Source organism: Marinobacterium aestuariivivens, assembly GCF_042661465.1.
Lineage (GTDB): Bacteria > Pseudomonadota > Gammaproteobacteria > Pseudomonadales > Balneatricaceae > Marinobacterium_A > Marinobacterium_A aestuariivivens.
The window spans coordinates 2,393,634-2,417,603 of record NZ_JBHSWE010000001.1; the positions used below are offsets into that span (position 1 = coordinate 2,393,634).

At 60.8% G+C, this 23,970-nt stretch carries 25 protein-coding genes and 2 pseudogenes; 15 read left to right on the forward strand and 12 right to left on the reverse strand.

Annotation, left to right across the window (positions count from 1 at the left end; genetic code table 11):
* From ACFQDL_RS12390 to ACFQDL_RS12430, 8 genes are all read left to right on the forward strand, one after another.
* Positions 1–132 carry a hypothetical protein gene (locus tag ACFQDL_RS12390; RefSeq protein WP_379909278.1) on the forward strand — a complete coding sequence of 44 codons (132 nt, stop codon included), beginning with the start codon at positions 1–3 and terminating at the stop codon, positions 130–132.
* A complete protein-coding gene (locus ACFQDL_RS12395) occupies positions 129–671 on the forward strand; it encodes a restriction endonuclease subunit S (RefSeq protein WP_379909280.1) in 543 nt (180 codons plus the stop codon). The genes ACFQDL_RS12390 and ACFQDL_RS12395 overlap by 4 nt, the downstream gene beginning before the upstream one ends.
* Positions 672–746: 75 nt before the next feature.
* Positions 747–1,493, forward strand: a complete 747-nt coding sequence (locus tag ACFQDL_RS12400) for a restriction endonuclease subunit S (protein ID WP_379909282.1) — start codon at positions 747–749, stop codon at positions 1,491–1,493.
* A 140-nt stretch (positions 1,494–1,633) separates the two neighbouring features.
* The gene (locus tag ACFQDL_RS12405) at positions 1,634–1,891 is read left to right on the forward strand and encodes a type II toxin-antitoxin system HigB family toxin (RefSeq protein WP_379909284.1); all 258 of its coding nucleotides are present in this window, start codon (positions 1,634–1,636) and stop codon (positions 1,889–1,891) included.
* A gap of 13 nt (positions 1,892–1,904) precedes the next feature.
* Positions 1,905–3,119 carry an ImmA/IrrE family metallo-endopeptidase gene (locus tag ACFQDL_RS12415; RefSeq protein WP_465263959.1) on the forward strand — a complete coding sequence of 405 codons (1,215 nt, stop codon included), beginning with the start codon at positions 1,905–1,907 and terminating at the stop codon, positions 3,117–3,119.
* A gap of 193 nt (positions 3,120–3,312) precedes the next feature.
* Positions 3,313–4,401, forward strand: a complete 1,089-nt coding sequence (locus ACFQDL_RS12420; RefSeq protein WP_379909285.1) for a hypothetical protein — start codon at positions 3,313–3,315, stop codon at positions 4,399–4,401.
* Entirely contained in the window at positions 4,398–5,561 is a 1,164-nt protein-coding gene (locus ACFQDL_RS12425; protein WP_379909286.1) for an McrB family protein, read from the forward strand. The genes ACFQDL_RS12420 and ACFQDL_RS12425 overlap by 4 nt, the downstream gene beginning before the upstream one ends.
* Complete coding sequence (locus ACFQDL_RS12430) at positions 5,558–7,186, forward strand: DUF2357 domain-containing protein (protein ID WP_379909288.1); 1,629 nt, start codon at positions 5,558–5,560, stop codon at positions 7,184–7,186. Before ACFQDL_RS12425 ends, ACFQDL_RS12430 begins: the two co-directional genes overlap by 4 nt.
* Before the next feature lie 144 nt (positions 7,187–7,330).
* Here ACFQDL_RS12430 and ACFQDL_RS12435 read toward each other — a convergent pair whose 3' ends face one another.
* From ACFQDL_RS12435 to ACFQDL_RS12465, 7 genes and pseudogenes are all read right to left on the reverse strand, one after another.
* A complete protein-coding gene (locus tag ACFQDL_RS12435) occupies positions 7,331–7,963 on the reverse strand; it encodes a TRAP transporter large permease subunit (protein WP_379913054.1) in 633 nt (210 codons plus the stop codon).
* Positions 7,930–8,631 (reverse strand): TRAP transporter large permease subunit, encoded by a 702-nt coding sequence (locus ACFQDL_RS12440; protein WP_379909289.1) that lies wholly within the window; start codon positions 8,629–8,631, stop codon positions 7,930–7,932. Before ACFQDL_RS12440 ends, ACFQDL_RS12435 begins: the two co-directional genes overlap by 34 nt.
* Positions 8,621–9,136: a TRAP transporter small permease gene (locus ACFQDL_RS12445; RefSeq protein WP_379909290.1), complete on the reverse strand. Its 516-nt coding sequence runs from the start codon at positions 9,134–9,136 to the stop codon at positions 8,621–8,623. Before ACFQDL_RS12445 ends, ACFQDL_RS12440 begins: the two co-directional genes overlap by 11 nt.
* Before the next feature lie 98 nt (positions 9,137–9,234).
* Positions 9,235–10,268: pseudogene (locus tag ACFQDL_RS12450) on the reverse strand (TRAP transporter substrate-binding protein).
* A gap of 8 nt (positions 10,269–10,276) precedes the next feature.
* Positions 10,277–10,687, reverse strand: coding sequence for a DoxX family protein (locus tag ACFQDL_RS12455; RefSeq protein ID WP_379909291.1), 411 nt, complete (start codon positions 10,685–10,687; stop codon positions 10,277–10,279).
* 268 nt (positions 10,688–10,955) lie between these two features.
* Positions 10,956–11,555, reverse strand: a complete 600-nt coding sequence (locus tag ACFQDL_RS12460; protein ID WP_379909292.1) for a substrate binding domain-containing protein — start codon at positions 11,553–11,555, stop codon at positions 10,956–10,958.
* A 14-nt stretch (positions 11,556–11,569) separates the two neighbouring features.
* Entirely contained in the window at positions 11,570–11,851 is a 282-nt protein-coding gene (locus ACFQDL_RS12465; RefSeq protein WP_379909293.1) for a helix-turn-helix domain-containing protein, read from the reverse strand.
* A 248-nt stretch (positions 11,852–12,099) separates the two neighbouring features.
* Between ACFQDL_RS12465 and ACFQDL_RS12470 the strand changes: the two genes are divergently transcribed.
* Positions 12,100–12,315 carry an IncC plasmid conjugative DNA transfer DtrJ family protein gene (locus tag ACFQDL_RS12470; RefSeq protein WP_379909294.1) on the forward strand — a complete coding sequence of 72 codons (216 nt, stop codon included), beginning with the start codon at positions 12,100–12,102 and terminating at the stop codon, positions 12,313–12,315.
* Positions 12,316–12,444: 129 nt separating this feature from the next.
* Positions 12,445–12,898: pseudogene (locus ACFQDL_RS12475) on the forward strand (transposase zinc-binding domain-containing protein); the annotation flags it as partial.
* A gap of 549 nt (positions 12,899–13,447) precedes the next feature.
* Here ACFQDL_RS12475 and mepA read toward each other — a convergent pair.
* A complete protein-coding gene (gene mepA / locus ACFQDL_RS12480; protein ID WP_379909296.1) occupies positions 13,448–14,302 on the reverse strand; it encodes a penicillin-insensitive murein endopeptidase in 855 nt (284 codons plus the stop codon).
* Positions 14,303–14,401: 99 nt separating this feature from the next.
* Between mepA and ACFQDL_RS12485 the strand changes: the two genes are divergently transcribed.
* Positions 14,402–15,805, forward strand: coding sequence for a hypothetical protein (locus ACFQDL_RS12485; protein ID WP_379909297.1), 1,404 nt, complete (start codon positions 14,402–14,404; stop codon positions 15,803–15,805).
* A 61-nt stretch (positions 15,806–15,866) separates the two neighbouring features.
* Here ACFQDL_RS12485 and ACFQDL_RS12490 read toward each other — a convergent pair whose 3' ends face one another.
* On the reverse strand, positions 15,867–16,781 hold the full coding sequence (locus ACFQDL_RS12490; protein ID WP_379909298.1) for a ketopantoate reductase family protein: 915 nt from the start codon (positions 16,779–16,781) through the stop codon (positions 15,867–15,869).
* A gap of 375 nt (positions 16,782–17,156) precedes the next feature.
* Between ACFQDL_RS12490 and ACFQDL_RS12495 the strand changes: the two genes are divergently transcribed.
* The 4 genes from ACFQDL_RS12495 (at position 17,157) to ACFQDL_RS12510 (ending at position 20,578) form a co-directional block, all read left to right on the forward strand.
* Positions 17,157–18,101 carry a PDC sensor domain-containing protein gene (locus tag ACFQDL_RS12495; RefSeq protein WP_379909300.1) on the forward strand — a complete coding sequence of 315 codons (945 nt, stop codon included), beginning with the start codon at positions 17,157–17,159 and terminating at the stop codon, positions 18,099–18,101.
* 279 nt (positions 18,102–18,380) lie between these two features.
* Complete coding sequence (locus tag ACFQDL_RS12500) at positions 18,381–19,088, forward strand: hypothetical protein (protein WP_379909301.1); 708 nt, start codon at positions 18,381–18,383, stop codon at positions 19,086–19,088.
* Between the two features lie 78 nt (positions 19,089–19,166).
* On the forward strand, positions 19,167–19,628 hold the full coding sequence (locus ACFQDL_RS12505) for a DUF3291 domain-containing protein (protein ID WP_379909302.1): 462 nt from the start codon (positions 19,167–19,169) through the stop codon (positions 19,626–19,628).
* A gap of 14 nt (positions 19,629–19,642) precedes the next feature.
* Positions 19,643–20,578: an oxidoreductase gene (locus ACFQDL_RS12510; protein WP_379909303.1), complete on the forward strand. Its 936-nt coding sequence runs from the start codon at positions 19,643–19,645 to the stop codon at positions 20,576–20,578.
* Between the two features lie 120 nt (positions 20,579–20,698).
* Here ACFQDL_RS12510 and ACFQDL_RS12515 read toward each other — a convergent pair whose 3' ends face one another.
* The 3 genes from ACFQDL_RS12515 to ACFQDL_RS12525 all read right to left on the reverse strand — a co-directional run bounded on the left by ACFQDL_RS12515 (position 20,699) and on the right by ACFQDL_RS12525 (position 23,954).
* Positions 20,699–22,093, reverse strand: coding sequence for a BCCT family transporter (locus ACFQDL_RS12515; RefSeq protein WP_379909305.1), 1,395 nt, complete (start codon positions 22,091–22,093; stop codon positions 20,699–20,701).
* Between the two features lie 59 nt (positions 22,094–22,152).
* Complete coding sequence (locus tag ACFQDL_RS12520) at positions 22,153–22,923, reverse strand: alpha/beta hydrolase fold domain-containing protein (RefSeq protein WP_379909306.1); 771 nt, start codon at positions 22,921–22,923, stop codon at positions 22,153–22,155.
* 74 nt (positions 22,924–22,997) lie between these two features.
* Positions 22,998–23,954 (reverse strand): L-carnitine dehydrogenase, encoded by a 957-nt coding sequence (locus ACFQDL_RS12525; protein ID WP_379909308.1) that lies wholly within the window; start codon positions 23,952–23,954, stop codon positions 22,998–23,000.
* Between the last annotated feature and the right edge of the window lie 16 nt (positions 23,955–23,970).

The window sequence follows — 23,970 nt, forward strand, 5'->3', positions numbered from 1 at the left end:
ATGGGTGAACTTACCGAAGCGCTGCGGGAGTTGGATGAGCTGATGCAAGAGTTAGGGGCTGGAGATCAGGCGATGGCTCAACGGGTGTTGTTAGTTGAGGCGTTGGGGCTGGCTGATGAGGTAGCTGAATGAACCTCCCTTCCAATTGGATTCAATGCCAAGTTCAAGACTTTGCCGACGTTAAAGGAGGCAAACGCCTTCCCAAAGGGAAGGCGTTTTCGGGAGAAACGACAAATTTTCCTTATATTAGAGTCAGTGATTTTTCTAATGGTACGGTCTCGACTAATGATATCCGTTATATTGACCAGCAAACTAGGGAGGTTATAGAAGCCTATACAATATCCAAGGAAGACCTGTATGTGAGCATTGCCGGTACGATAGGTCTAGTTGGTACGATTCCTGATGAGCTAGATAATGCGAATCTCACAGAGAATGCAGCCAAAGTGTGCTCCATTTCAGGCGTAGATCAGGTTTTTTTGAGTTATCTGTTGAGATCTAAAGACGCGCAAGATTCCTTTAAAGAGAAGACCGTATCCACTACGCAGCCTAAGTTGGCTTTATATAAGATTCGTGAGCTTCGTTTATGGCTCCCCCTTTTCCGAACAACAGCAGATCGCTGCCCGGCTGGACACGCTGCTTGCGCAGGTGGATATCCTCAAGGCCCGCCTTGATGCGATTCCTACAATCCTCAAACGCTTTCGTCAGTCAGTACTCGCTGTGGCTGTGAGTGGCCAGTTAACTGAGCAATGGCGAAGGGGGCTGCCTTAACTGGCTGGCTCACAGTAAATATTGGATCAATTTCATCTGTATCTACAGGTAAAACCCCTAAAAGGTCTGACAATCGTTATTGGGATCATGGAACTATACCTTGGTTGACAAGCGCTGCTACTGGACAGGACTTTTGCTCAACGGCTAGCCAGTATGTAACTGCATTTGCAGTCGACGATTGCTCTCTCAAGGTATATGAGCCTGGAACTCTTTTGCTCGCTATGTATGGAGAAGGAAAAACTAGAGGGCAAGTGACAGAGCTACAGCTCAGGGCAACATGTAATCAAGCATGCGCAGCTCTTAGAGTGGACGAAGGAAAGGCTTTAAGGGCGTTTGTTAAATTGAGGTTGCAAGAGAACTACGAAGAAACTAGGAAGGCTGCTGCAGGGGGAGCACAACCCAACCTAAACTTGAACAAAGTTCGTGCTATACCTATACATCTTCCTCCTTTGGAAGAACAAACCGAAATCGTCCGCCGCGTCGAGCAGCTCTTCACCTTCGCCGACCAGATCGAGCAGCGCGTCAAAGATGTCCAGGCCCGGGTCAATCATCTGACCCAGTCCATCCTCGCCAAAGCCTTCAGAGGCGAGCTGACGGCTGAGTGGCGTGAACAGAACCCAGAACTGATCAGTGGCGAAAACTCCGCCGAGGCACTGCTGGCTCGGATCCAGGCCGAGCAGGCAGCCGCGAAGCCGGCCAAGCGTGGCCGCCGGAAGGCAGGGTAGCGTCTCAGAGCAGCTATGCTTGAGCGGGATTGCATGAACGGATTTCATGGAAACAATAGTTCCCATTTTGGGAAAAATAACTATACTTCCCGTGCTGGGAATTTTGGAGTGGCATGAAAGTCTTAGGACGAGACAAGCTGGTGAAATACTGGACCAAGCATGCCAATGCAAAGAAAGCATTGGAGGCCTGGTTCAGTGAGGCCGAGACCGCCACCTGGCAGACATCGCACGATATCAAGGATCGATACGGGAGTGCGGACTTCCTCGCTGACAACCGCGTCATCTTCAATATCAAGGGAAATCATTACCGTCTGGTCGTCAAGGTTCGATACCAGAACGGCCTCGTCGTGGTCGAGTGGGTGGGAACCCATGCCGAATACGACAAGAAAAGCTTTTAGGCAGGAGTTGGCCATGAGCCATATCAAAGTGATCAGAACAGATCTGGAGCACGAGCAGGCGCTGGAACGCTTGATGGGTCTGATGGATCTTGATCCTGAGCCTGGCAGCCCTGAAGCGGATGAGCTGGACGTACTGGCTTTGCTTATCGAGAAGTTTGAGCAGGAGCACTATCCCATCGATCCGCCAGATCCCGTCGAAGCGATCAAATTTCGAATGGAGCAGCAGGGGCTGACCCAGAAGGACCTGGTGCCCTATATCGGCTCGGCATCCAAGGTCTCCGAAGTCCTCAACGGAAAGCGCTCGCTCAGCCTGAACATGATCCGCAAGCTCAGCAGTGGTCTGAGCATCTCTGCCGACGTGTTGATTCGGGAGCCGGTTCAGAAGCGCGCCAGCGAACAGGAGATCGACTGGCAGGCATTCCCGTTGTCGGACATGCGCAAGCGCGGGTACTTTGAGGGCTTCGCCGGCTCGCCTCAGGAGTTGCGGGAGTATGCCGCCGAACAGGTAGGGCAGTTCCTGTCAGGAATCAAAGAAGGCTTTTCGTTGCAGCCTGCCATGTTACGCACCAGTGCTCACCTCAGATCCAATGACAAGGAAACAGATCCCTACGCCCTCTGGGCGTGGCAGGTGAGGGTCCTGAAACTTGCACAGGAAGAGGTCCTGGAAACGACCTACCAGCCGGGCACCGTGAATCTCGAGTTCATGCGCAGGTTGACCCAGGAGTCTTGGTCGGACAAGGGACCGCTCATCGCAAAAGAGTATCTGAACAAACACGGTATCCATCTGGTCATCGAACGCCATCTGCCCAAGACCTATCTCGACGGCGCAGTGTGCAAGACCGATGCAGGACAGCCGGTCATCGCAATGACGCTACGGCACGACCGGCTGGATAACTTCTGGTTTACCCTGATGCACGAACTGGCTCATATCGCACTGCATCTGGACGGTTCAGAAACCTGGTTTATAGACGATCTGGATGCGTCGGGTGCGGACCCGATGGAACAGGAAGCCGACCAACTCGCGCAGGAAGCTCTTGTTCCCGCTGAGCATTGGCTACCGGAAACATTTGTTGATGCCCAAGCCGTTGCCGTTGCTGCAAGGGCACTCAATATCAGCCCATGCATACTGGCTGGCCGTATGCGCCACGAAAAGGGTGATCATCAGCTTTTCGGCCATCTTTATCGAGATAAGGTCAGATCATTGTTCGAGTCAGGGGCGGGCTGCTGAGCAGTGTTTAGCAATAGCTGATTGCCTACGTAAAAGCAGGCGAGAGTATAAGTCTTTAAATATCAAATAATTACAATTGCTAGGCGATAAAAAGTTTGTTGCGCTTAGTAATGGGACGTTAGCTATTGGCAAGATGCCCCCGCTGCTTTGCCAGAACGGAACTCTACAACAGATTCGATAAAGGAACTTCAATATGCCGCTCGATTTGACTCAGGATGAGACGCTTAAGCAGGCGCTCCAAGCCATCGACCCGCGCAAGAAGCATCCCCAATGGCTTGTCGAGCTGGATGTGTTTCTGCCCTATGTTCAGCAGGCGGATTTGGCGACCCGCAGTAGCCGCGAGTTCCACCAGAAACTGTGGGAAGACAACCCGATTACCGGCGTGGGCATGGGTACGGTGGATATCAGCAAAGCGCTGAGTGATGCTGACTTTCGACGTTGGGTAGCGGAACAATCATTGAAGCCATTGCCGCCGTCGGAGGAAGAGCGTCTGGTCTATTATCGGGCTTTTCATAAGGAGATCGTGCAGCGCCTGAAGGCGTTTTCCAGCCGCACCCCCAGAGTAAAGATATTCCGAGCCCTGGCGGCCTTGTATCCGCGTGACTTCAGCACCATTGCGGATGCACCCAAGGCGCTGGAGTGCCACAAGGCGATCTACGGCAAGCAGCGACGCCCAGACATGGTTGGCGCCCAGATCGAGCTCATGGCGCGCATGGAGCAAGTTCTGGGACCGTGTGGCGAGGGCTATGGCGAAATCGCAGAACGGATTGCTTTGCCCTGGATCCTCTACGAGGCCCATGTCTACCCGGCCAGCCAAGAGAAAGACACCGAGACTTCGGGCCAGAAGGGCGATATCCAGCTCAAGCCCCTGCCCGCCATACAGCGCCGCAAGGGGTTTACGGGTCTAAGGGGCGGCGTTGCTACCCTGATCAGCGCGATCAGTTTTGTCGGTGAGGGCGTCAGCAAGGAAGAGTTGATGGATCACCTGAGGTCCGAGTTTCCGGACTTCAAGGAGAGTTCACTGCGTACCACCGTCAACGTGCTTAAAAATGAGTTCTACGTCATTCAGGAAACAGACGGTATCTTCACGTCGACGAGTCGCGGTGAGCTGTTTCTGGAAACGAATGACCCGCAGGAGTTGATTCCGCCTTTCCTGACCCGGACGCTGGGTGTCGACCATATACTCAAGGCATTGCAGAGCGGGCCCCGACCGTCGTCGGAGCTTGTTGCCCTGCTGCAACAGGTCAATCCCGGTTGGACGTCTGATTTTGCCCCCGCGTGATGTTGAAATGGCTGCGGGATTTTGACCTGCTGCAGGCCGACAACATCGGTGTCTACAGTCTTACCGACGCCGGTAGCTCCTGGGCGGAGCTGATCCACTGGCAACCAGAATGTTTGCCCGGAAAGGACAGCATCGAGATACCTGAGGTGCCGGTCAACAAGTCTGCGATTAGCCTGGACGAGCTGAATCAGAATGCATTGATTGAGAGCGTGACTCAAGAGACGGCGTTCCCTGAACATATCGTAAGCCAGCTGCATATCGGCCTCTGGGCCCATCCCCGACGTCACTTCGCGATCCTGGCGGGGTTGTCCGGTTCCGGCAAGACGCTACTGGCGAAGCGCTATGGCGAGGCCCTTGCGGCACAGTATACCGAAGCGCCCGCGCAGAACCTGTTCATCCAGGCGGTACAGCCAGGCTGGTACGACCCGACGCCGCTGTTCGGCTACATCAATCCGCTGCAGCCGGATAACTATGTGCGCCCGCCGCTGCTCGACTTCCTGCTGAGTGCTGCCCAGCATCCGGATCAGCCCTTTACCGTGATTCTCGATGAGATGAACCTCTCCCATCCCGAACAGTACTTTGCGCCGGTACTGTCGGCCATGGAGTCCGGCGACCGGCTGAGGCTCCACAACGAAGGCGATGCGTTTGATGGTGTGCCCGATACGATCGCCTATCCGGCGAACGTGGCCTTTATCGGTACCGTCAATATGGACGAAACCACTCATGGCCTGTCCGACAAGGTGCTGGACCGGGCCTTTACGCTGGAGTTCTGGGATATCGATCTGGACAGCTACCCGAACTGGGCGGCGCACGGCCTGGAAACCGAGCACGTCAAACGGGCACAAGGCTGCCTGCAGGCGCTGGCGAAGGTGCTTTCGCCGATGCGCCTGCATTTCGGCTGGCGTACCGTGGAGGATGTACTGACCTACCTGTCGCTAGCCAGCAAGAGTAATGGTTATGACTTTTCGGTCATGCTGGACGATGTGGTTTACGCCCGGGTGCTGCCGAAACTGAGGGGTTCAGAAAGCGCGCGCCTGCATGACACGCTTCAGCAGGCCATGGCGGTGTTGGAAGAGCACGGCCTGAGTCGCAGCAGGGCCAAGGTGGCCAGTCTAAGGAACGATCTGACCGAGACCGGCATGATGAGGTTCTGGCGGTGAGCCTCGGTCTCTCCGTCTACGAGGAACGTAATGGGGAGCTTCACCCGGTTGGTTTGCTGGTGGAGGAGAGCTGTCTCCAAGGGCTGCAAGAAGGACGCAGCTATCGAATCCAGGTCGATCAGGCGGACTCTCAGCTGTTCGTCGACGATGCGCTGCTGAGCAAGGATCCGACCGGTCAGTACTGGTGCTGGACACCCGGATTCTTCGCGGGTGTGCTGGTTGTCGAGCATGAACAGCCAGGACGTCGAGAGCCAACCTGCTTTCGCGTTGATGTCGCACCCCATCCGGGCAAGTCTGGCCGTGACCAGTATCTGGAGTACATCGAGCAGATCGCGGATTACGACCCGGATCTGCTCCTGGGTACCGAGCCGGCCCGCACCGGCCTGGGAGGCCGCGCAAATGACCTGCAGCTTTGGATTCGTTACGTTCGGCTGCGCAGCTTCATCGAACGTTACCTGACGGCACTGAGAGTCATCACCGAGCGTCCGGTGGTACGCTTTGCCCATCATCGGGAGCAGATGCCGGTACAACTTGCACGCCGGGTCGATAATCAGACCATACGGAGGCTCGCAGCAAATCCACAGCTGCTGAGCGCCATCGCCCGCCAGCAGGACTATGCAAGTACGGCAATACTCGAAGATAACCGCCTCGACGTACCCTTCAACGAACCTACCCTGGACAATCCGGCCAACCGGCTGATGGCCAGCCAACTCAATGAGGTCTTGCGCCTCACGGATTGGCTAGCGGAACGTTTAGCGAATTTTCGTGCGAATCAAAGTGATACCGAGACCGACATGGCTGCAAGGCTACCCAGGCGGCTCGCCTTTCTGACGGCCACGCATAAACGGCTGATCAAGCTGTCCCGCAGCCAGCCGTTCTGTGACGCCCGGCAAACCCGTGATGACGTGGCAGGCCTCAATGCTGTAGCGGGGCATCCCCACTATGATCTGGCTTACCGTCTCGGTAACCGGATCCTTCGCAACGGATTGTCAGAACAGGCAGTAGATGAGCAGCACTACCTGGCGCCGACTTGGCAGATATACGAGAACTGGTGCTTTGTCGTTCTGGCGCAGGCATTGGAGGAGCAACTACCGGAATTTAGTTGGCGGTTGCTGAAAGGCCGTCAGATCAGCTGGGCCGAGCGGATGTTGGAGGGGACCGCTGGTGGAGCGAGAGTGCGGCTTTACACTCAATTGGTGTGTCCATCTTTGGAAAGTGCCAATAGTCACGGCTATTGCTCCATCAGCCGCGAACGGCGCCCGGATCTGGTGCTGGAGTACAAGTGCGGCGAGGAGGTTCGTTACCTGTGTCTCGACAGTAAGTACACCGCATCAAAATCCGGCATCCTGGACTCGATGGCATCGGCCCATGTCTATCGAGATTCGATACGTTGTCGAGGGAAAGCGCCAATTCTGTCTGCACTATTGGTGCCGGCAAACCAGGATGCAGAGCTACTGGAGCAGCACGAGTATATCGATGCGCACGGTGTCGGACTCTACCAATTAGCTGAGTACGGACAAGTTGAAAGAATCTTGACCGAACTATTCAATCGGCTGGGGATTCAGCGGGACAATTTACCCGCCGATCTCGGCACCAAGTCCCATCAGATCTTCACCGCCGACTAGCCAGGCCCCACTGTTGAGCTGCCGATGGAGAATCCCCTGCTTTCCCAGGGCCGGGTGCCGGCAGTGACCCGGCACGGCCGCCTGCTATCGCCCGCCACCGCCATGCTGCTGCAAGCTATAGTGGCGGACATGGCTGCCACGTTGTCAGGCCATTAGCGACGGCAGCCAGAGCGTCAGCGTGGGAAACAGGATCAGCAGCGCGATACGCACCATGTCCGCCATCAGGAAGGGAATTACGCCAAGGTAGAGGGACTTCAGCCGGACCTCGGGATAGGACGCCATGATCACGAAGAGGTTCATGCCAACCGGAGGCGTGATCAGTCCGACCTCGACGACCGACAGCACCACGATGCCGAACCAGATGACGTCGAAATCCAGCGCTTGCACCACCGGGAACAGCACCGGCAGCGTCAGCAGGATCATGCTGAGCGAGTCCATGAAGCAGCCGAGCACGACGTAGAACGCCAGGATCAGCAGCAGGATCGCGATCGGGCTCAGGCCCGACGAGACGATCCAGTCCGCCAGCAACGCCGGCAGCATGGTGGTCTCGATGAAGAAGTTGAAAACCGCCGTGCCGATCAGGATCAGGAAGATCATGCCGGTCGTCGCCGCCGTTTCCTTGAGGCAGCCGACGAAGGTCGCAAGGTCGATGCGCCCCACCGCCAGCGCCAGCGCGAAGGCCCCGAAGGCGCCGACCGACGCCGCTTCCGTCGGCGAGAACCAACCAATGTAGATGCCGCCGATCACCAGCGCGAACAGCAGCGCGATATGCCAGATGCTGAGTAGTGCAGCGCCGCGCTCGCGCCGGTCCGGCGCTCGCCCCGGGGGCCCAGCGCCGGGTTCAGCCGGGTCCGCAGTGAGATCGCCAGCATGTACAGCACCACCGCCAGGCCGCCCGGCACCAGCGCCGCGGCGAACAGCTTGCCGATCGAGGCTTCGGTCAGGATGGCGTAGATGATGATGATGATGCTTGGCGGGATCAGCACGCCGAGGGTTCCGCCGGCGGCCACCGCCGCGCTGGCCAGCCCCTCGTCGTAGCCGCGGCTCTTCATCTCCGGCATCGACACCTTGGTCATGGTCGCCGCGGTGGCCAGGCTAGAGCCGCAGATGGCGCCGAAGGCCCCGCAGGCGCCGACGGTGGCGATTGCCAGCCCGCCACGAAAATGCCCGATGCAGGCGTAGATCGCCTTGTACAAGCTGCCGGACAGACCGGCGTGGGTGGCGAAAGCCCCCATCAGCACGAACAGCGGCACCACCGACAGGCCGTATGGGAACACCGTCTCGAACGGCGTGGCGCCGAGGATAAAGCTGACGCTCTCGGGCCCGTTGACGATGTAGCCCCCGACCACGCCGACTATCCCCATCGCCACCGCCACCGGCACCCGGAGGGCAATTAGGACCAGCAGCGATGCGAAACCGATGATACCGATGATTTCAGGCGCCATGCGTCACCCCCTTGTGCAGCCGGCACAGCGTGGCCAGGCAAAGTGCCAGTTGCGACAGACACAGCGCCGACGACAGGCTCATGCCGGCCAGCAGCGGCGCCCAGTAGAAGATTTTGGGAATCCCGAGCGTTTGGGAGACGTCGCCATAGCTCAGTTCCAGCATCGCCTGCTGCCACGAAAAACCGCTGATCAGGATGACGAAGAGCGCCGCCAGCAGCAGCGCCAGGCACTCGAAAAGCTGCCGTCCGACGGGCCCGAAACGGTCCGTCAGCAGCGACACGAAAACGTGGGCGGCCTGCTTGAAGGCGTACGGGATGGCGAAGAAGGCGGCGAACATCACCGCCAACTGCGTCAGGTCGACGACGCCAGAGATCGAATAGCCTGCGAAGAGCCGCAGCAGGATGTCTGCCACCGTGATCAGCACGGCTGCCAGCAGCACCAGCATGCCGAGCAGCATGAGCGCCGTGGCGACCTGGCCCAGAAATCTATCGACAGTTTGCAACATGGATCAGATACCCTTTGAAAGGAAAGCGTGGCGGGCCGGCAACGCGGCGACGCGAGCGCTCCAGGGCCGCGCGGCGGCGGCCGTGGGCGGGAAGGTCCTTACTCGTACTTGGCGACCGCTTGTTGCGCCGCCTCGTAAAGTCCCTGCGGGTCCTCGACGCCCTCGTCCTTCAGGCTCTCGAGGTAGGAATCGACCACCGGCTGCAGTGAGGCGTGCCACTGCCGGCGTTGCTCGTCGCTGACCTCGATGATCTCGTTGCCGCGCGCGACCGCCGCCTCGTACCCCGGCTTGTCGGCATCGTTCCACCAGCCGCCGAACTGGTCGACCAGCGCCTGGCCGCTGTAGGTGTCGATGCAGTTGCGGACGTTCTCTGGTAGGGCCTTGTACTTCCGCTCGTTCATCACGAAGAAGAAGGAGGTGGTGTAAGCCTTGGCGTCGAGGTGGTATTTCAGCACCTCGTCGAGCTTGAAGGCGGCCACTGCGTCCCAGGGAAGACGCTACCGTCGATTGCGCCCTTAGACAGGTTCTCGTAGACCTGCGTCGGCGGCATGCCGATGGCCGAGGCGCCTAAATGCTCAAGCGTCGACTTGACCGCGACGCTCGGGAAGCGGATGCGCAGCCCCTGCAACTGCGAAAGGTCGTCGATCCGCTTGTCGCGGGTATGCACCAGGCCGGCGTTGTGCGCGTGCAGCGCCACCACCTTGAGCCCCTTGTAGTCGTCGGCGATTCGGCCGTCCTGGTACAGATCCCAGAGCGCCCGCGTCGCGGCATCTGAGCTCTTGACCAGGAACGGCATATCGATGATGTTGGTGCGCGGCAGGCGTCCGCGCGGCACCCCGGACAGGCCGTGGGCGATGTCGATGACGCCGGCCTTCACCTGATCCAGCTGTTTGGAAACGTTGCCGAAGGCCGAACCGCCGGGAAATATCTGGAATCGGACCTCGCCCGCCGAGCACTCCTCGACCTCCTGGTCCAGGGCTCGATGAAGGTCTTGTGGATAAAGTGGCTGGGCGGCAGGAAATGACTGATCTTGAGCGTCGTCGTCGCCTGCGCCGCCACCGGTGCGCCGAGCGCGACCAATGCCGCCGATACCCCGATAAGCTTTTTCATCTTGAACATACGCGATCACCACCCTTTGTTTTATTCATGGGAAAAAGCCGAAGCCAGCAGCAGAAAGCCTCCGGCGATGGATACGTTTTTCAACGCCATATAAAGGTGCGTTGAATTTGTAAATTCATTATGAAAAAGCGCGGCGGAGACCAGGCAGAAAAGTGCCGCCAGATAGGAAACCGGCCGTATAAACTTATTGAAGGCAACGCTGAAAAACACGACGAGCTCGAAGGCGATGACCACATAGACCAGGGATCCGCTCACCCCGACGCTGTCCATATAGGCCGCTGTGCCTGCGGAATTGAACAGTTTGACGATCGCCGCTACCAGGAATAGCAGCGAGATCATCAGCCGCGGCAGCAGCCGGTTCCCGGCGTCGAAAAAGCCGGTAAGTTTATCGAGGAAAGATGGCCTGGGGGAAGTATCAATGCTCTGGTTCATAAATCTTTTCTTATAGGGTTAGGAGAGAGTTAATTGCAACTGCAGCGATCGACCCATAGTCTTCAAAAAGCCGGTACGACTCAATACTCAAGCTTGGAAAGACTATTTCAAAAATGGAAAAGTGAGTTATTGCTTAAGACGATTCCGGCCCGATAAACCGAAACAAGGGACTCGGGAATTCAGATACTGACCCTGCCGTATGGCAGTCCAACGGGAAAGTCGAAGACGGCCAGGGCTTACCAACGTTTCCGGAAGTAATGTCGCCGCCTCAGATGAAGGTCTGCTCGATATCCGCCAGCTCCCGCGCTAGGAAGTCGAGGAACAGGTCGACCTTCTTCGGCGTTTTCCGGTCCTGGAACAGCGCGTAGAGGCCAATGTCGAAGGCCCTCCAGTTTTCGAGCAGCACCACCAGCCGGCCCGCTTTCACGTCCGTCGAGCAGACCGACGACGGCAGCACGCCGATACCGAGCCCCTTCCACGCGCCCTTGAGCACCAGGTCCAGGCTGTTGGTCCTGAATTTCACCTGGGCCTGCAGGTCGACGCTCTCGTCGCCCCGGCTCAGCCGCAACGCCCAGGGCGACGGGTAGGGAAACGAGATCAGCGTATGGTCGGCCAGCTCATCCGGATGCCCCGGGACGCCGTGCTTCGCCAGGTAATCGGGCGAGGCGCACAGGTGCAGCTTGGTCGACATGATTTTGCGGCAGATGAGGTTCGAATCCTTGAGCGCACCGCCGCGGATCGCCACGTCGTAGCCTTCCTTGACGATGTCGATCAGGTCGTTGGTGAGGATGACATCGAGGTTGATTAGCGGATAGCGTTTCGAAAAGCGGCAGATGATGTCGTTCAAAATCTTGATGCCGATTTCCACCGGGATCGTGACCCTCAGACTCCCCGACGGAATTTCCTGGAAATTCGATACCGCCCGCTCGATCTTTTCCAACCCGCGAGCAGCGGCTTCGATTCAAGAAAGAGGAAGTGCCCGGCCTCGGTGAGGCTGAGCTTGCGCGTGTTCCGGTTGATCAGTCGTACACCCAGCTCCTCTTCAAGCACCTTGATGCGCCTGCTCAGGGTCGCCTTGGGAATGTCGAAATAATCGCAAGCCCCGGTATAGCTGCCGCACTCCGCGACCTTGTTAAACAGCGCGATATCGTTCAGATTTGCCACACCCAACCCCTATGAAGCCCCGGAAAGCGTATCAGGACACAAAGCCTCCGCAATGCTCCGAGCCAACGATCCCAGTACCAAACGTTCGCGTGAGTCTAACACAGCTTTGTTCTGACGCTGGACGCCGTAATGGACGGCCGTTAGGGGCATACCCCTGACGCCATATTCAACGATCTCGCGAAGCGTGCTGCCCGATCCGAGTACCTTTCGCAATTTGAAAGCTATCTGAAGCTGGCCCTTCGGGCGCAGTGCCGAGCTTCACCCTGTACTTCGATTGCTTGCCGCTACGGGAAATTTACGGTCTCGCAGCCAAAGATGCACCATGTTGGCATGCAGCCCGTGCTTGCGCGACCTACCTGGCGCTGCCTTTCAGTCTGCACCCGAGCTTCGTCGTGCTGCAGTTCGCTACGCTGTTCGCCCTGAGCGTGGCAGACATGGATGGCACGTTCAAGAAGTACTTGTAGGGATAGCCACTCGGCCTGATACCCTGAGTGCAGGACGACTTCGCAAGGATGCGATCATGTTGCCTTCGCTGGCTGGCAGGGAAGCCAGTTCGGGTGGCAGCGCCGCCGCCGTATGTGCGCCACCGCCCGGAGCACGGTTTTCTGCGGGTGCGCTGCGGCAGTTGCCATGCCGAGCACCTAGTTGCTTTCAGCAGCAAGAAGTGCGGGTTTTGTCCCAGCTGCGGCGCATGGTCGAGAGTGCCGCGCTGCTGGTCGATGAGGTGTTTCTCGAACAGCCGGTTCGGCAGTGGGTGCTGAGCGTCCCGTATCCGTTGCGCTTCCTGTTCGCCAGCCGCCCCGAGGTCATGGGTCGGGTGCTCGGCATTGTCTACCGCTGCATCGCTACACACCTGATCAAGAAGACAGGGCTCTCTCGTAAGACGGCGCGGACCGGTGCGGTCACCTTGATCCAGCGCTTCGGCAGTGCGCTCAACCTCAATCCGAGCGCGGCCCGATCCACTTCCACATGTTGTTCATCGACGGGGTGTATATCGAGCACCCTGACGGCTCACTGCGCTTCCGCTGGGTGAAGGCGCCGGGTTCTCCGGCAGTGTCAGGCGGTCGCACGAGGCGGTCGCACGAGGCGGTCGCGCTCGGCGGTGCGCAGGTAGAAGTGCTCAGCTCGGGGCCGGTGTGCACAAACGGAAACGTGGCGCTCGATAACTCGATGCGGGTGCTCTCCCAGGCTGGAATCGTGTACCAGTTCTGCAAGGTGTTGCTGAGCAAACGCTAGGGAACCGCGCTATTGCCCACAGGCCGTGGAGTGTCTAGTTGCAACATCCTCCACTGCCAGGTCAGTAATGCGTCCGCTACTCAGCGCGCTCTCCGAATTAGAAGCTGTGACAAGCACACCTTGATCTGTGGAGTTATGTGGTAACCAATTCGGTAACCAGATTGCTTGCTTCGGTGATTGGCGGAGCTACAGGCCTCGTACTATGTGGGGTTAGGCCTGCTGGTGGGTATACAGATCCAGAATATCGAGTAGCTTTTTGCGGTGTTCGAACTGGCAGCCAATGCGCTCCAAGAGCCTCTTTCACAGGGGCTCATCGTTTTCTCCTGCCCTTATTCGGCTCCAGCTGTCCTCGCTGTGCACTCAGGGTGCCCGCAATACCCGGGCGCACTGCTTTGGCATCGGCGGAGGCTCCGGTTTTTCTTTCGGTGGCGCCGTGCCGTGCAGCAGCGCGTAGAATTCGTCGCTGAACCACCAGTCCAGGTCTTCGCCGCAGGGTTCGTTCAGCACCGGCTGCTGGGGGACACAGTCTTTCTCGCCCTCCGGACAGGCCAAGCGCACATGGAAATGATAGTTGTGCCCCCACCAGGGGCGGACCTTGCGCAGCCACTCGTTGTCGCTGCCCGCGACAGTGCACAGCCGGCGTTTGATGCTGGGGTGGACGAAGACCCGCTCGACCCGCGGATCCTCGGAGGCCAGGCGCAGTATGCGCGGGACCCTGTCATCCCAGTTCGCCTCGATGAGGCGGTGCGCCTTTGCGTCGGCGAGGGGTACGGCGGCGATATTGTCGCGCTCCCAGGGAGTCAGCGGGCGCTCCAGTGATCGCGGGTCCTGCGAGTACCAGATATCCACATCGAGACCGACCTGGTGGCTGCGGTGGCCGTAACTGAAGGGACCACCGCGGGCCATGGAGATATCACCTATCTGCAGGCGCCCGAGGCCCTGCGCCGACACCCCGGCGGAAAAGTCCTCCAGGAAGCGGATCAAGGCAGGATGGCCGTAATGGCGGTCGCGCCCGGTACGCACCAGCTGGAACCCCTCGCCACGCAGCGGCATCGGCTGGGCGCCGCTGAGGCAGCCGTTGGTATAGCCGCCAATGCTCGCCGTGGTCTGTGACGAGGGGGATTCGACCTCCTCCCAGGGATTGGCCGGGTAGGCCTTTGCGCCGCTGAACACGAGCATGCCGCCGAGCAGCATTGAAAAAATGGTTCTTGCCATAAGTGGTCTGCTATCGAATCCCGAGTAGAGTATACAGGCTGAAGCCGCAGCCGTTGTGCGGCAGGGCGGTTCTTTATGGGCACAGAAGGGAGGTCGATAATGCTGGAGCCGAACTGGCCGGCCAACAAGGACTGGCAGCGCGGGCAGAGCCGCCCGGAACAGGTCAATCTCCGGTTCTATATGACGGCCGGTTTTACCCTGGCCTATCTGTGCATCATGGTTGTGTTAAACCTGTACCAGTGGCCTGCAATCGACGCTGAACTCAACCGTTTCATCGCTTCCGGTTTCACCCGCCTTGATCCGCTGCTGATGCTGCCGGCCATGCTTTTTATCGGGCTGCTGGGGCTGCCTCGTCTGGGCCGCGAGTATCTTCGCTGGCGTCGGGAGCGCGGGCTGGTGTTGCAGATTGACCCGGTACCGGCCGCACCGGATGGGCAGTTGGGCGGAAGCCTGATCATTCCGCTGAGTCTGCCAGCATCGGTACCGCTGAGAGTGACGCTGCACTGCATGCGCCGGGTGGTGACCAGGGGCAAGAATGCCAGTATGCGGGATGAGCTGCTGTGGCAAGCGCCGGCCCCTGTGCGCCGGCAGCGTTCGATCAAGGGGACGCGCATCGAGTTTTGCGCCGAATTGTCGCCCGAACAGCCGGGAACTTCGTTCGATGGCGGCCACCGCAAGGTGTGGTGGGCGGTGCGGGTAGAGGTGCCGGAGAGCAATCTTGACGCCACTTTCCCGGTGCCGGTCCGGGCCGGGGCGGCGAAGAAAAGGTCCTCCTATAGGTTCAGCGAGCAGGAAAGAAGCAGCGCACTGGAAGCGGTCCGCGAGCCTGTCCAGTCCTGGCGGGCCAGTGAAGCGCCCGAGGGAGTCTGCGTCGATTACCCGGCGGGTCGAAGTTCCAAGGCGGCCTGGATACTGTTGTTGATCGGTTTGGCCTTCACGGCGGTATTCGTCTTCATGGGATATAGCATTCGTGAGGAACTCGGCTCGCCTCGGATCAGCTACTTTGCGCTGATGGTTCAGGGCATGATTCTGTTCGGATTCGGCCTTTTCGGTCCCGCCCTGTTGGCGGGTGGCCTGTACCTGTTGCTGAATCGTCTGACCCTGCGCGCGAATGCGCAGGAGCTGGTTGCGACCCGCACCCTGTTCGGCTTGTCCAGGCAGCGTCGCCTCCCGCTCGATGAGGTCGAAGGCATGGCCAAGCGCATCATCGGGCGGGTGGGGCAAGGGGTCGATTCCGAGCTGGAGTATGCCATCGACGCCTACCTCAAGGATGGCCAACGGCTGCGCCTGGGTGACGGCATAAGGGGGCAATCGGAGGCAGAGCAACTGCTGGAACTCCTGCACCGTACCACGGGTATTCACTGCAGGGCGGATCCCTCGGCGTACCGGATGCGGCGCCGGCCATCACCGGCTTGGGTGAAGGGGCTGCCCGTCGTCTTCAGGCTGATCGGAATGCTGGTGTTCGGATTGACGATCGCAGCCTTTGTGATCGATTTTTTCTAACCGGGTAGCAGCGTTGAGATGAAAAGCGATTCTGGACGTTTTGCAGGTGCGAGGGCAGCCCCTACCGTCTGGCGCTGTAGGTCTCCAGCACGGCATTGGCGACGGTGAGCATCGGGCAGGCAATGCCGGCGGCTTCGGCGCGGCGCAGCATGTCACCGACCAGGTGTTCGCCCTCAATCGGGAGGCCCGCCTGCATGTCGCGGTACATCGAAGAGTTGAAGGCGGATTTCGGATTGGTCAGCGCCCGCTCGAAACCCTTGATGGCCTGCGTATCCAACGGGTGGCCGGCGGCACTGGCAGTCTCGGTGCATTCCCTGAACAGCTGCAACGCGATTTCACCGCCATTGCGGCTTTGCATGTATTCGCCGACCGTGCCCTGCAGCAGGCAGTTGGCGGCCCCCAGTGCCGCCATGCGGCAGAACTTGTCCCACATGGCGCCGAGGATATCGTCGCTCAACCTGCAATCGATGCCGGCGTCGCCAAGCAACTGTCCTATTGCCTCGACCCTGGCACACTGTTCCGGCAGACGGGCACCGAGGGTCAGGCTGCTGTAGGCGTTGCTGACCTGAACCTGCGTCGCAGTGGACAGGGTCGCGACGGTCATGGCGATGCCGCCGAGAACCCGGGACTGGCCGAAGGCCTCATCGAGGACTTCGAGATGGCGCAGGCCGTTCAGCAGCGGCAGAATCAGGGTATGCTCACCGACGGCGGGCGCCACGTCTGCAATCACCGCATCCAGCGCATAGGCCTTGTTGCTGAGAATGACCAGGTCGTAGTCGGGGCCGAGTTGTTCCGTTGTCAGGGTATGCGGCTGAATATGCAGGTGTTCAGAGGGCAGCTCGACACCGAGCCCTTCGGCATCGATCAGGGCCTTGCGCGCCGGGCGCAGCAGGAACTGCAGGTCGACGCCATGCCGGTGCAGAAAGGTACCGAAGAGCCCGCCGATCGCGCCGGCGCCGACGATGAGTATTTTCATTCCACTTCTTCCTCCCTCGATCCGCTCGGGACGGATAATTAATCGTTGGACCGCCGCCGGTGAGTGTCCACGGGCTTATGGGCGGGTTGTCACCGCCGACGGTAATCCGCACCGGCACGACGGTAGTATCCGGGACCATCCGGGGCCGCGTCAGAGTCCGGTTGGACGGCTGTATTGTGCAACCTGCGGCGAATCGATGCTACTGGCGCTCGGCGTCATACTCCTGCTGCGCCCGCAATGGCTGCTGTAGGGCGAATTGGCGAAAAACTCGTCAATTCTTGCATATTGCTGCGATTTTCTACGACTAAAGTAGAAGCTGTCATCCCGATTGGTTAGGTTGAGGAGTCCCGAAGCCGGCCGGAGAAACCAGGTACCGTGAGAAGCCAAAACCATATCCATTTGTTGCAGCAATACCGTGAATACGAGCAGACCATCCACAGTCTGATGGAGTCGATGATGACCAGCCTGAACGGCCGGGCGCTGCTGCAGGATCGCAGCGCACAGCAGGAGACGGTGAATCATCTCAGCCGCGCCTACCCCTTCGTCGAGCTGGTCTACAGTCTGGATGCGCAGGGTGTGCAAAGGATGGATTCGGCCTACAGTCCGACGGTCAGCGACCGCCATCGCCGTTCCCTGGGCCAGGGCAGCGACCGCAGTCAGCGTCCCTACGTCGTCGCAGCCCGCGAGCATCTGAACAAGGTCGTGGTGACCCGGCCCTATCTCTCCAGCGCCACCCATCAGCTGTCGATATCGGCGGTCCAGCACCTGGTCGATGAAGAGGGCAACGACCTTGGTTATCTGGTGCTCAACTTCAACCTGCAGCGGCTGGTCGCCTATCTCAATGGCGACGGCATGCGCTCGCGCTTCCATCCCTGGTTCCGGGGGATCTACGGTCTGATCGGCGGCATGCTGGTGCTGGTGTCGGCACTGCTGCTCTATTCCGCGGCCGAGTCGATGTTCAGCCTGTTCGAGGCCGGCAACAATATCGCCACCGGCGCCTTCGGCATCGTCATCATGATTACCCTGGGGATGTCGATCTTCGATCTCGGCAAGACGATCCTCGAAGAGGAGGTGCTGGTCAGCAAGGATATCCATCACCACGACACCACAAGACGCACCATCTCACGGTTCATGGCCGCCATTATCATCGCCGTTTCGATCGAGGCGCTGTTGCTGATGTTCAAGTCGCTGCTGAACGGTGGCGACGGTGGCACCGAACTGATCAGTGCAGTCTGGATGCTGTTATCGGCAGTGGCGATGATGAGTGGTCTGGGCGTCTATCTGCGGCTCAGCCGGGAGAACCGGGGCGAGCGCGGTTGAGAGTGCATTCAGCCCCTTGCGTATCGGATTAACGATAGACGCAAATTGTCTAACAATATCCCTCCGGGAGCCGGATGTATTCTGGATCCTTTGCCACTTAAGGCCTATTGGTTTGAACAGGGGAGCCGGCCGTTGAGCCGGCCAACCTGGACGGCTGTCTGAGCGCCGACTATGGGGTTTGAATGGACTCTGCCGTGCCCGATGCTGATGTTTTGGCTGCAGGCTGTCGTGGATTTCAATCTGGGCCGGCGACGCCGGCCCCAGAGGGGAGCGAGTCCGATGAGAACCAACATTGTTGTGCTGGTGGCCCTGTTGGTGCTGCCGCTGTCGCTGTACGCCAAGGATAAACGCGACTTTACCGAAACCTTTCCGCTGGACGAGTGCACCTTCGGTAACGAAGGCGGCAATCGCTACTTCATCCTGCAGCCGGGACGGGAGCTGCATTACGACAACAGCGACTGTGTGGAAGAGGGCGACTGTGACGAACTGGAGGCCCTGACGATCACCGTGACTGACGCACTTCAGGACATCATGTTCGACGGCGAAATGATCAGCACCCGCGTGGTCGAGGAGTTCGAAACGGCAGATGGCGAATTCGCAGAGCAATCGTTCAATTATTTCGCCGTTTGTCAGGAGACCGGCGACGTCTACTACTTCGGCGAGGAGGTTTTCGTGCCCGACGGAGACCAGCCGGGGGCCTGGCTGGCGGGACAGGAGGGTGCCATGCCCGGCATTATCATGCCCGGCGGCGCCTTTCTGCTGGGAGCGCGTTATTATCAGGAGGTCGCGCCCGGCGTGGCACTCGATCGGGCCGAGCATACCGCGATGGGGCTGGACGTCGAGGTGCCGGCCGGCGCGTTCGAGGACTGTGTGGAAGTGACCGAGACCACACCGCTCGATAAAAAGGAGGAGTCGACCAAGCTCTATTGTCCAAATATCGGGCTGGTCGTCGATGACGACCTGGAACTGATCGGCATTGTTGAATAGGGTGTGGAGCGGATGCCGGTTCGACGCTCGGTGTTACGGGCCGGTATCCCGTCGCCAATCTTCAGCAAGGAAGCCTCCATGTCCCGTTATCAGCTTGCCCAACTCAATATCGCACGGATGAAGTACCCGCTGGAGTCGCCGGAGATGGCCGATTTCGTCGCCAACCTCGAACGCATCAATGCGCTGGCCGATACTTCGCCGGGATTCGTCTGGCGCTTGCAGGGCAAGGAGGGCGATGCCACCAGCCTGCGCTTTTTCGGCGACGATGTGCTGGTCAACATGAGCGTCTGGGAGGATGTCGAGGCGTTGCACGCATACGCCTATCGTTCGGCTCATGCCGGGATCATGCGCCGGCGCCGGGAGTGGTTCGAGCGGATGGAGAGCGTCTACACCGTGCTGTGGTGGATACCGGCGGGGCATCGCCCGACGCCGGAAGAGGCGAGTGCGAAACTGGCATTGCTGCACGAGGAAGGACCGACGGCGGCCGCTTTCACCTTCAAACAGGCCTTTGCGGCGCCCGGCACCCCGTGTCCGGCTTGAGAGGATATCCGAGCATGATCAGGACCGCCGTCATCGGCTACGGGCTTTCGGCCCGGGTTTTCCATCTGCCCTTTATCCGGCGGCAGCCGGAACTGGAGCTGGTGGCGATCAGCAGCCGTCAGCCGGAGCTGCGGCAGGACTACCCGCAACTGCAGCATTTCGATGAGGGCGCGGCGCTGATCGACGGCTGCGATGCTGAGCTGGTGGTGATCACCGCGCCCAACGACAGCCACTTTGCGCTGGCGCGCCAGGCTCTGGAGGCGGGCAGACACGTGCTGGTCGAAAAGCCTTTCGTCGTCACCTCGGCCGAAGGCGAAGCGTTAATTACGCTGGCGGAGCGCCGGCAACGGACGCTGGCGGTCTACCATAACCGTCGCTTCGACGGCGATTTCCTGACCCTGCAGGAACTGGTGCAGCAGGGGCGTCTTGGCGAAATCCGCTATTTCGAGTCCCACTTCGACCGCTTCAGACCCCAGCCGCGGGCGCGCTGGCGCGAACAGGCCGGTGCCGGCAGCGGTATCCTCTACGATCTCGGCCCGCACCTGATCGACCAGGCGCAGGCCCTGTTCGGCACGCCGCAGGCGATCACTGGGCGCTGCCGCGAGCTGCGTACCGGGGCCGAGTCGACCGACTACTTCCACCTGCTGCTGCATTATCCGGAGCGGGAAGTGGTGCTGCACTCCAGCCCCTTCTGCGCTGCGCCGACGCTGCGTTTCATGGTGCAGGGCACGCAGGGCAGCTATTGCAAGTATGGGCTCGATCCACAGGAGGATGCGTTGCGAGCGGGAAGTCTTCCCGACGGAGCCGACTGGGGGCGCGAGCCGCCATCGCAGTATGGCCAGCTCCATACGGCGGACGGCAGCGAAACGGTGGCGACGTTGCCCGGCGACTACCGGCGTTTCTACGGCTCGCTGGTACGGGCGCTGCAGCAGGGGAGCCGCTGCCGGTAAGCTCCAGGGACGCGCTGCTGGGGGTTCGTTTGATCGAGCTCGCGCTGCGCAGCAGCCGCGAAGGGCGACGGCTGTACGTCGTTTCCGACGGCTGATCCAGCGGCGCCCGGTGCGGGCCGGCTATTGCTCGTCGAGCGCCGGCTCGAGCGGCTGCGCCGGCCTGCCGCGTCGCAGCCGCAGCAGGAAGGCGGTGCCGAGAGCGAAGATGCCGACGGCGACCGGAATGGCAGCGACCGAGATCAGCGTCAGGATGACCTTGAAAATGTCACCGTCCAGCCAGTTGATGACCACGGCGAGCGCGGCCATGGCGACGATCCAGAAGGCGCGGGAGCGCGGCACCGTGAGCATCTCGCAGACCAGACCGGCCGAGTCGGCGCTGGTGACGAAGAACAACAGGATGTTGAGTGCCAGGATGGCCGAGAGGATGCCGTTGCCGTCGAGAGTGGCCATCAGCGCGAAAATGTCCTCGGAGCCCGTTTCGAGCCCGCCGAGACCGAACACGGTGAACCAGAGGCAGGAGAACAGGCTCGGCACCAGCATCACGCCCAGTACCAGTTGGCGCAGAGTGCGTCCCCTGGAAATGCGCGCGATGAACACCCCTGTGAAGACGAACCAGCCGTACCAGGCCGCCTCGAAGGCGTACAGCCAGTCGGCGAGCCAGGCTTTGCGCTCGGGGTCGCCGAGGCCGATGTCGGTCGCCATCGCCGGGTAGCGCAGCAGGTATTCGGGCAACAGCCGGCCGAAGGTCGCGAGGATCTCGCCCGGGTGGGTGAGCAGGAAGACGCTGATCATCAGCACGACGGCGAACAGGGTGTTGTAGTTGCTCAGCCACTTGATGCCACGGTTCAGTCCCGAGGTACTGGAGGCGATGGCGAAACCGGATAGTACCAGGATTATCAGCGAGGGGCTGATCTCGACGCCGAGGTACTGGGCGACGCTCTTCTGCAGCGGCGCGGCGGCGTAGGAAAAGGTCAGCGACAGGCCGATGACCGTCGATACCACCAGGCTCACCAGGTTGAGCTTGCTGAGGAAGCCGCCGCCCAGCAGGCTTTCGGCGGGCTTGGCGATGTTCAGGTTGTAGAGGGCGTGGGCGAAGATCACGCCGATGGCGAGATAGCCGGCCCAGGCCAGCAGGCCCCAATGGTTGAAGGCATAGAGCAGGGCCTGGTCGGTGCCGTTGCCGGCCTCGACGTGGTAGCGCGGTTCCAGCACGCCCCAGGTCAGCAGGCCGATGCCCATGCCGGTGGCGAACAGCATGCCGAGCCAGCTCAGGGTGGAGAACTCCGGCGCGCCGTCGCCGAAGCGCAGGCGCCCGAGGGGCGTGAACATCAGGATGACGAAGCCCACCGACAGGATGAAGGCAGGATAGGTGAAGATGAAGCCCAGGTTGCCGATGACGTTGACCTTGATGGTATCGAGCAGCGCCTGGAAGGTCTGGGGAGCCAGGGCGGCGAAGCCGATCAGGGCTACGACCGTCAGGATCGTCGCGATGCTGGTGCTGAGGTTCTGTTTCATGAGCGTTTCTCTTGTTGTCGTTATTGTGAACAGGGGAGATCGACGGCGTGCCCTTGTCGTCAGCCCAGGCGATTCCCGAGCGCCCGGCAGAATGCCCGCCAGGCAACCGCCATCCCGGGTAGCGATACCTGCGCATGCAGGCAGCCGTGCAGCATGTCGTCGGCCAGGTGGTAGCCGACGTCGGCGCCGCCTTCGCGCCAGACCGCGACCGCCCGTTCCAGCGGCGCCGTCAGCGGGTCGCGGGACACCGCCAGCACCTCGATAGCCGTGGCGGGCGGTCGCGGGCCGCCGCCTCCCGGAGCGTCCTGCGCGATCAGCGACCAGGCGTCCAGGGCATCCCGGCGGCTGAGCAGCGGCGCGTCGGGGCCGAGCGTCGCTGCCGTCGGGACGCCCACCAGCGGGTAGACCAGCCCCAGCGGCGGGACCCGGCGGGCGCCGGCGACGGCATCGAGGATCAACCGGCCGCCGGCGCTGTCCCCCACCAGGGCGGCGGGGGCGACGGCGTCGATTACCCGGCGGCAGTCGTCCAGGGCATCGGCGTAGCGTGCCTCCGGCAGCAGCCGGTAGCCGATGGCCAGGACCTCGCGCCCGAGCGCCTGCGCCAGTCCCACGGCGATACCCTGGTGGCTGTCCAGCGAGCCCAGGCTGAAACCGCCGCCATGGGCGTAGACGACCGTTCCCGGCCGACAATGCGCCGGGCGGTGGCGACGCACCGGCACGCTGCCGATGCGGTCGTCTACCCGTTTCATGCCGGCGGGAAGCGGCGGGGCGAAGGCGGCGCAGAGGACGTCGTAGTGGCGCCGTGCCGCGGGCAGCGTCATACCAGCCATGGCGTCGAGGCCTTGCTGAAAGCGCCGCTCGAAGGTGGCGATGTCCATCGCGTCTCCGGTCCCCGGGCGCGGCATCAGATGCGTCCTTCCAGGCCTTCGGCCTCGGGCCAGTAACGCTGTACCAGGTCCAGCAGCTCGACCAGGAAGGCGTCGCGGCGGCGGTCGAGTTCGGTCACCGGGCGGCCGGCGGCCTGGAACTCGCAGCCTTCGACGACGCGGTCGATCAGGGCATCGGTGAGTTCCGGCGCCTCGAGTTTGGTCCAGGGCAGCTTCAGCGCCGGGCCGAACTGCTCGAGCATGTGCCGCATGCCCGGCTCGCCGCCGGCGAGGTGGAAGGTCAGAAAGGTGCCCATCAGCGACCAGCGCAGGCCGCAGCCGTAGACCACGGCGGCGTCGACCTCCTCGGTTGTGGCGACGCCGTCGTTGACCAGGTGCAGCGCCTCGCGCCAGAGCGCTTCCATCAGGCGGTCGGCGATATGGCCCTCGATCTCGCGGCGCACAACCAGGGGACGCATGGCCAGTTCCCGGTAGAGCGCCTGCGCCTGCTCCATGTCGCGCGCCGACGTGGCCGTACCGCCGACCAGCTCCACCAGTGGCAGCAGGTAAACCGGATTGAACGGGTGGGCGACGATCACCCGTCCCGGTTCCCGTGGACAATTCTTCTGCAGGTCGCTCGGCTTGAAGCCCGAGGTGGAGGAGCCGATGATCACGCCCGACGCGGCGTTGGCGTCGAGGGCAGCGAGCACTTCGTGTTTGAGCTCGAGACGTTCGGGCACGTTTTCCTGAATCAGGTCGGCGCCTTGCACGACCGCTTCCAGGCTGTCCGAGAAACGAAGCCGCTCCGGTTTCGCCCCGTCGGCCAGGCCCAGTCGCTCCAGCGAGGGCCAGGCATTGTCGATAAAGGCGTGGGTGCGGGATTCGGCGCCCGGTGCCGGATCGAAGGCGACGACATTCCAGCCCCGGGCCAGTGCCCGTGCAATCCAGCCGTTGCCGATGACGCCGGTGCCGATAACGCTCAGTTGACGATTCATGTTGAATTCCCCTTGC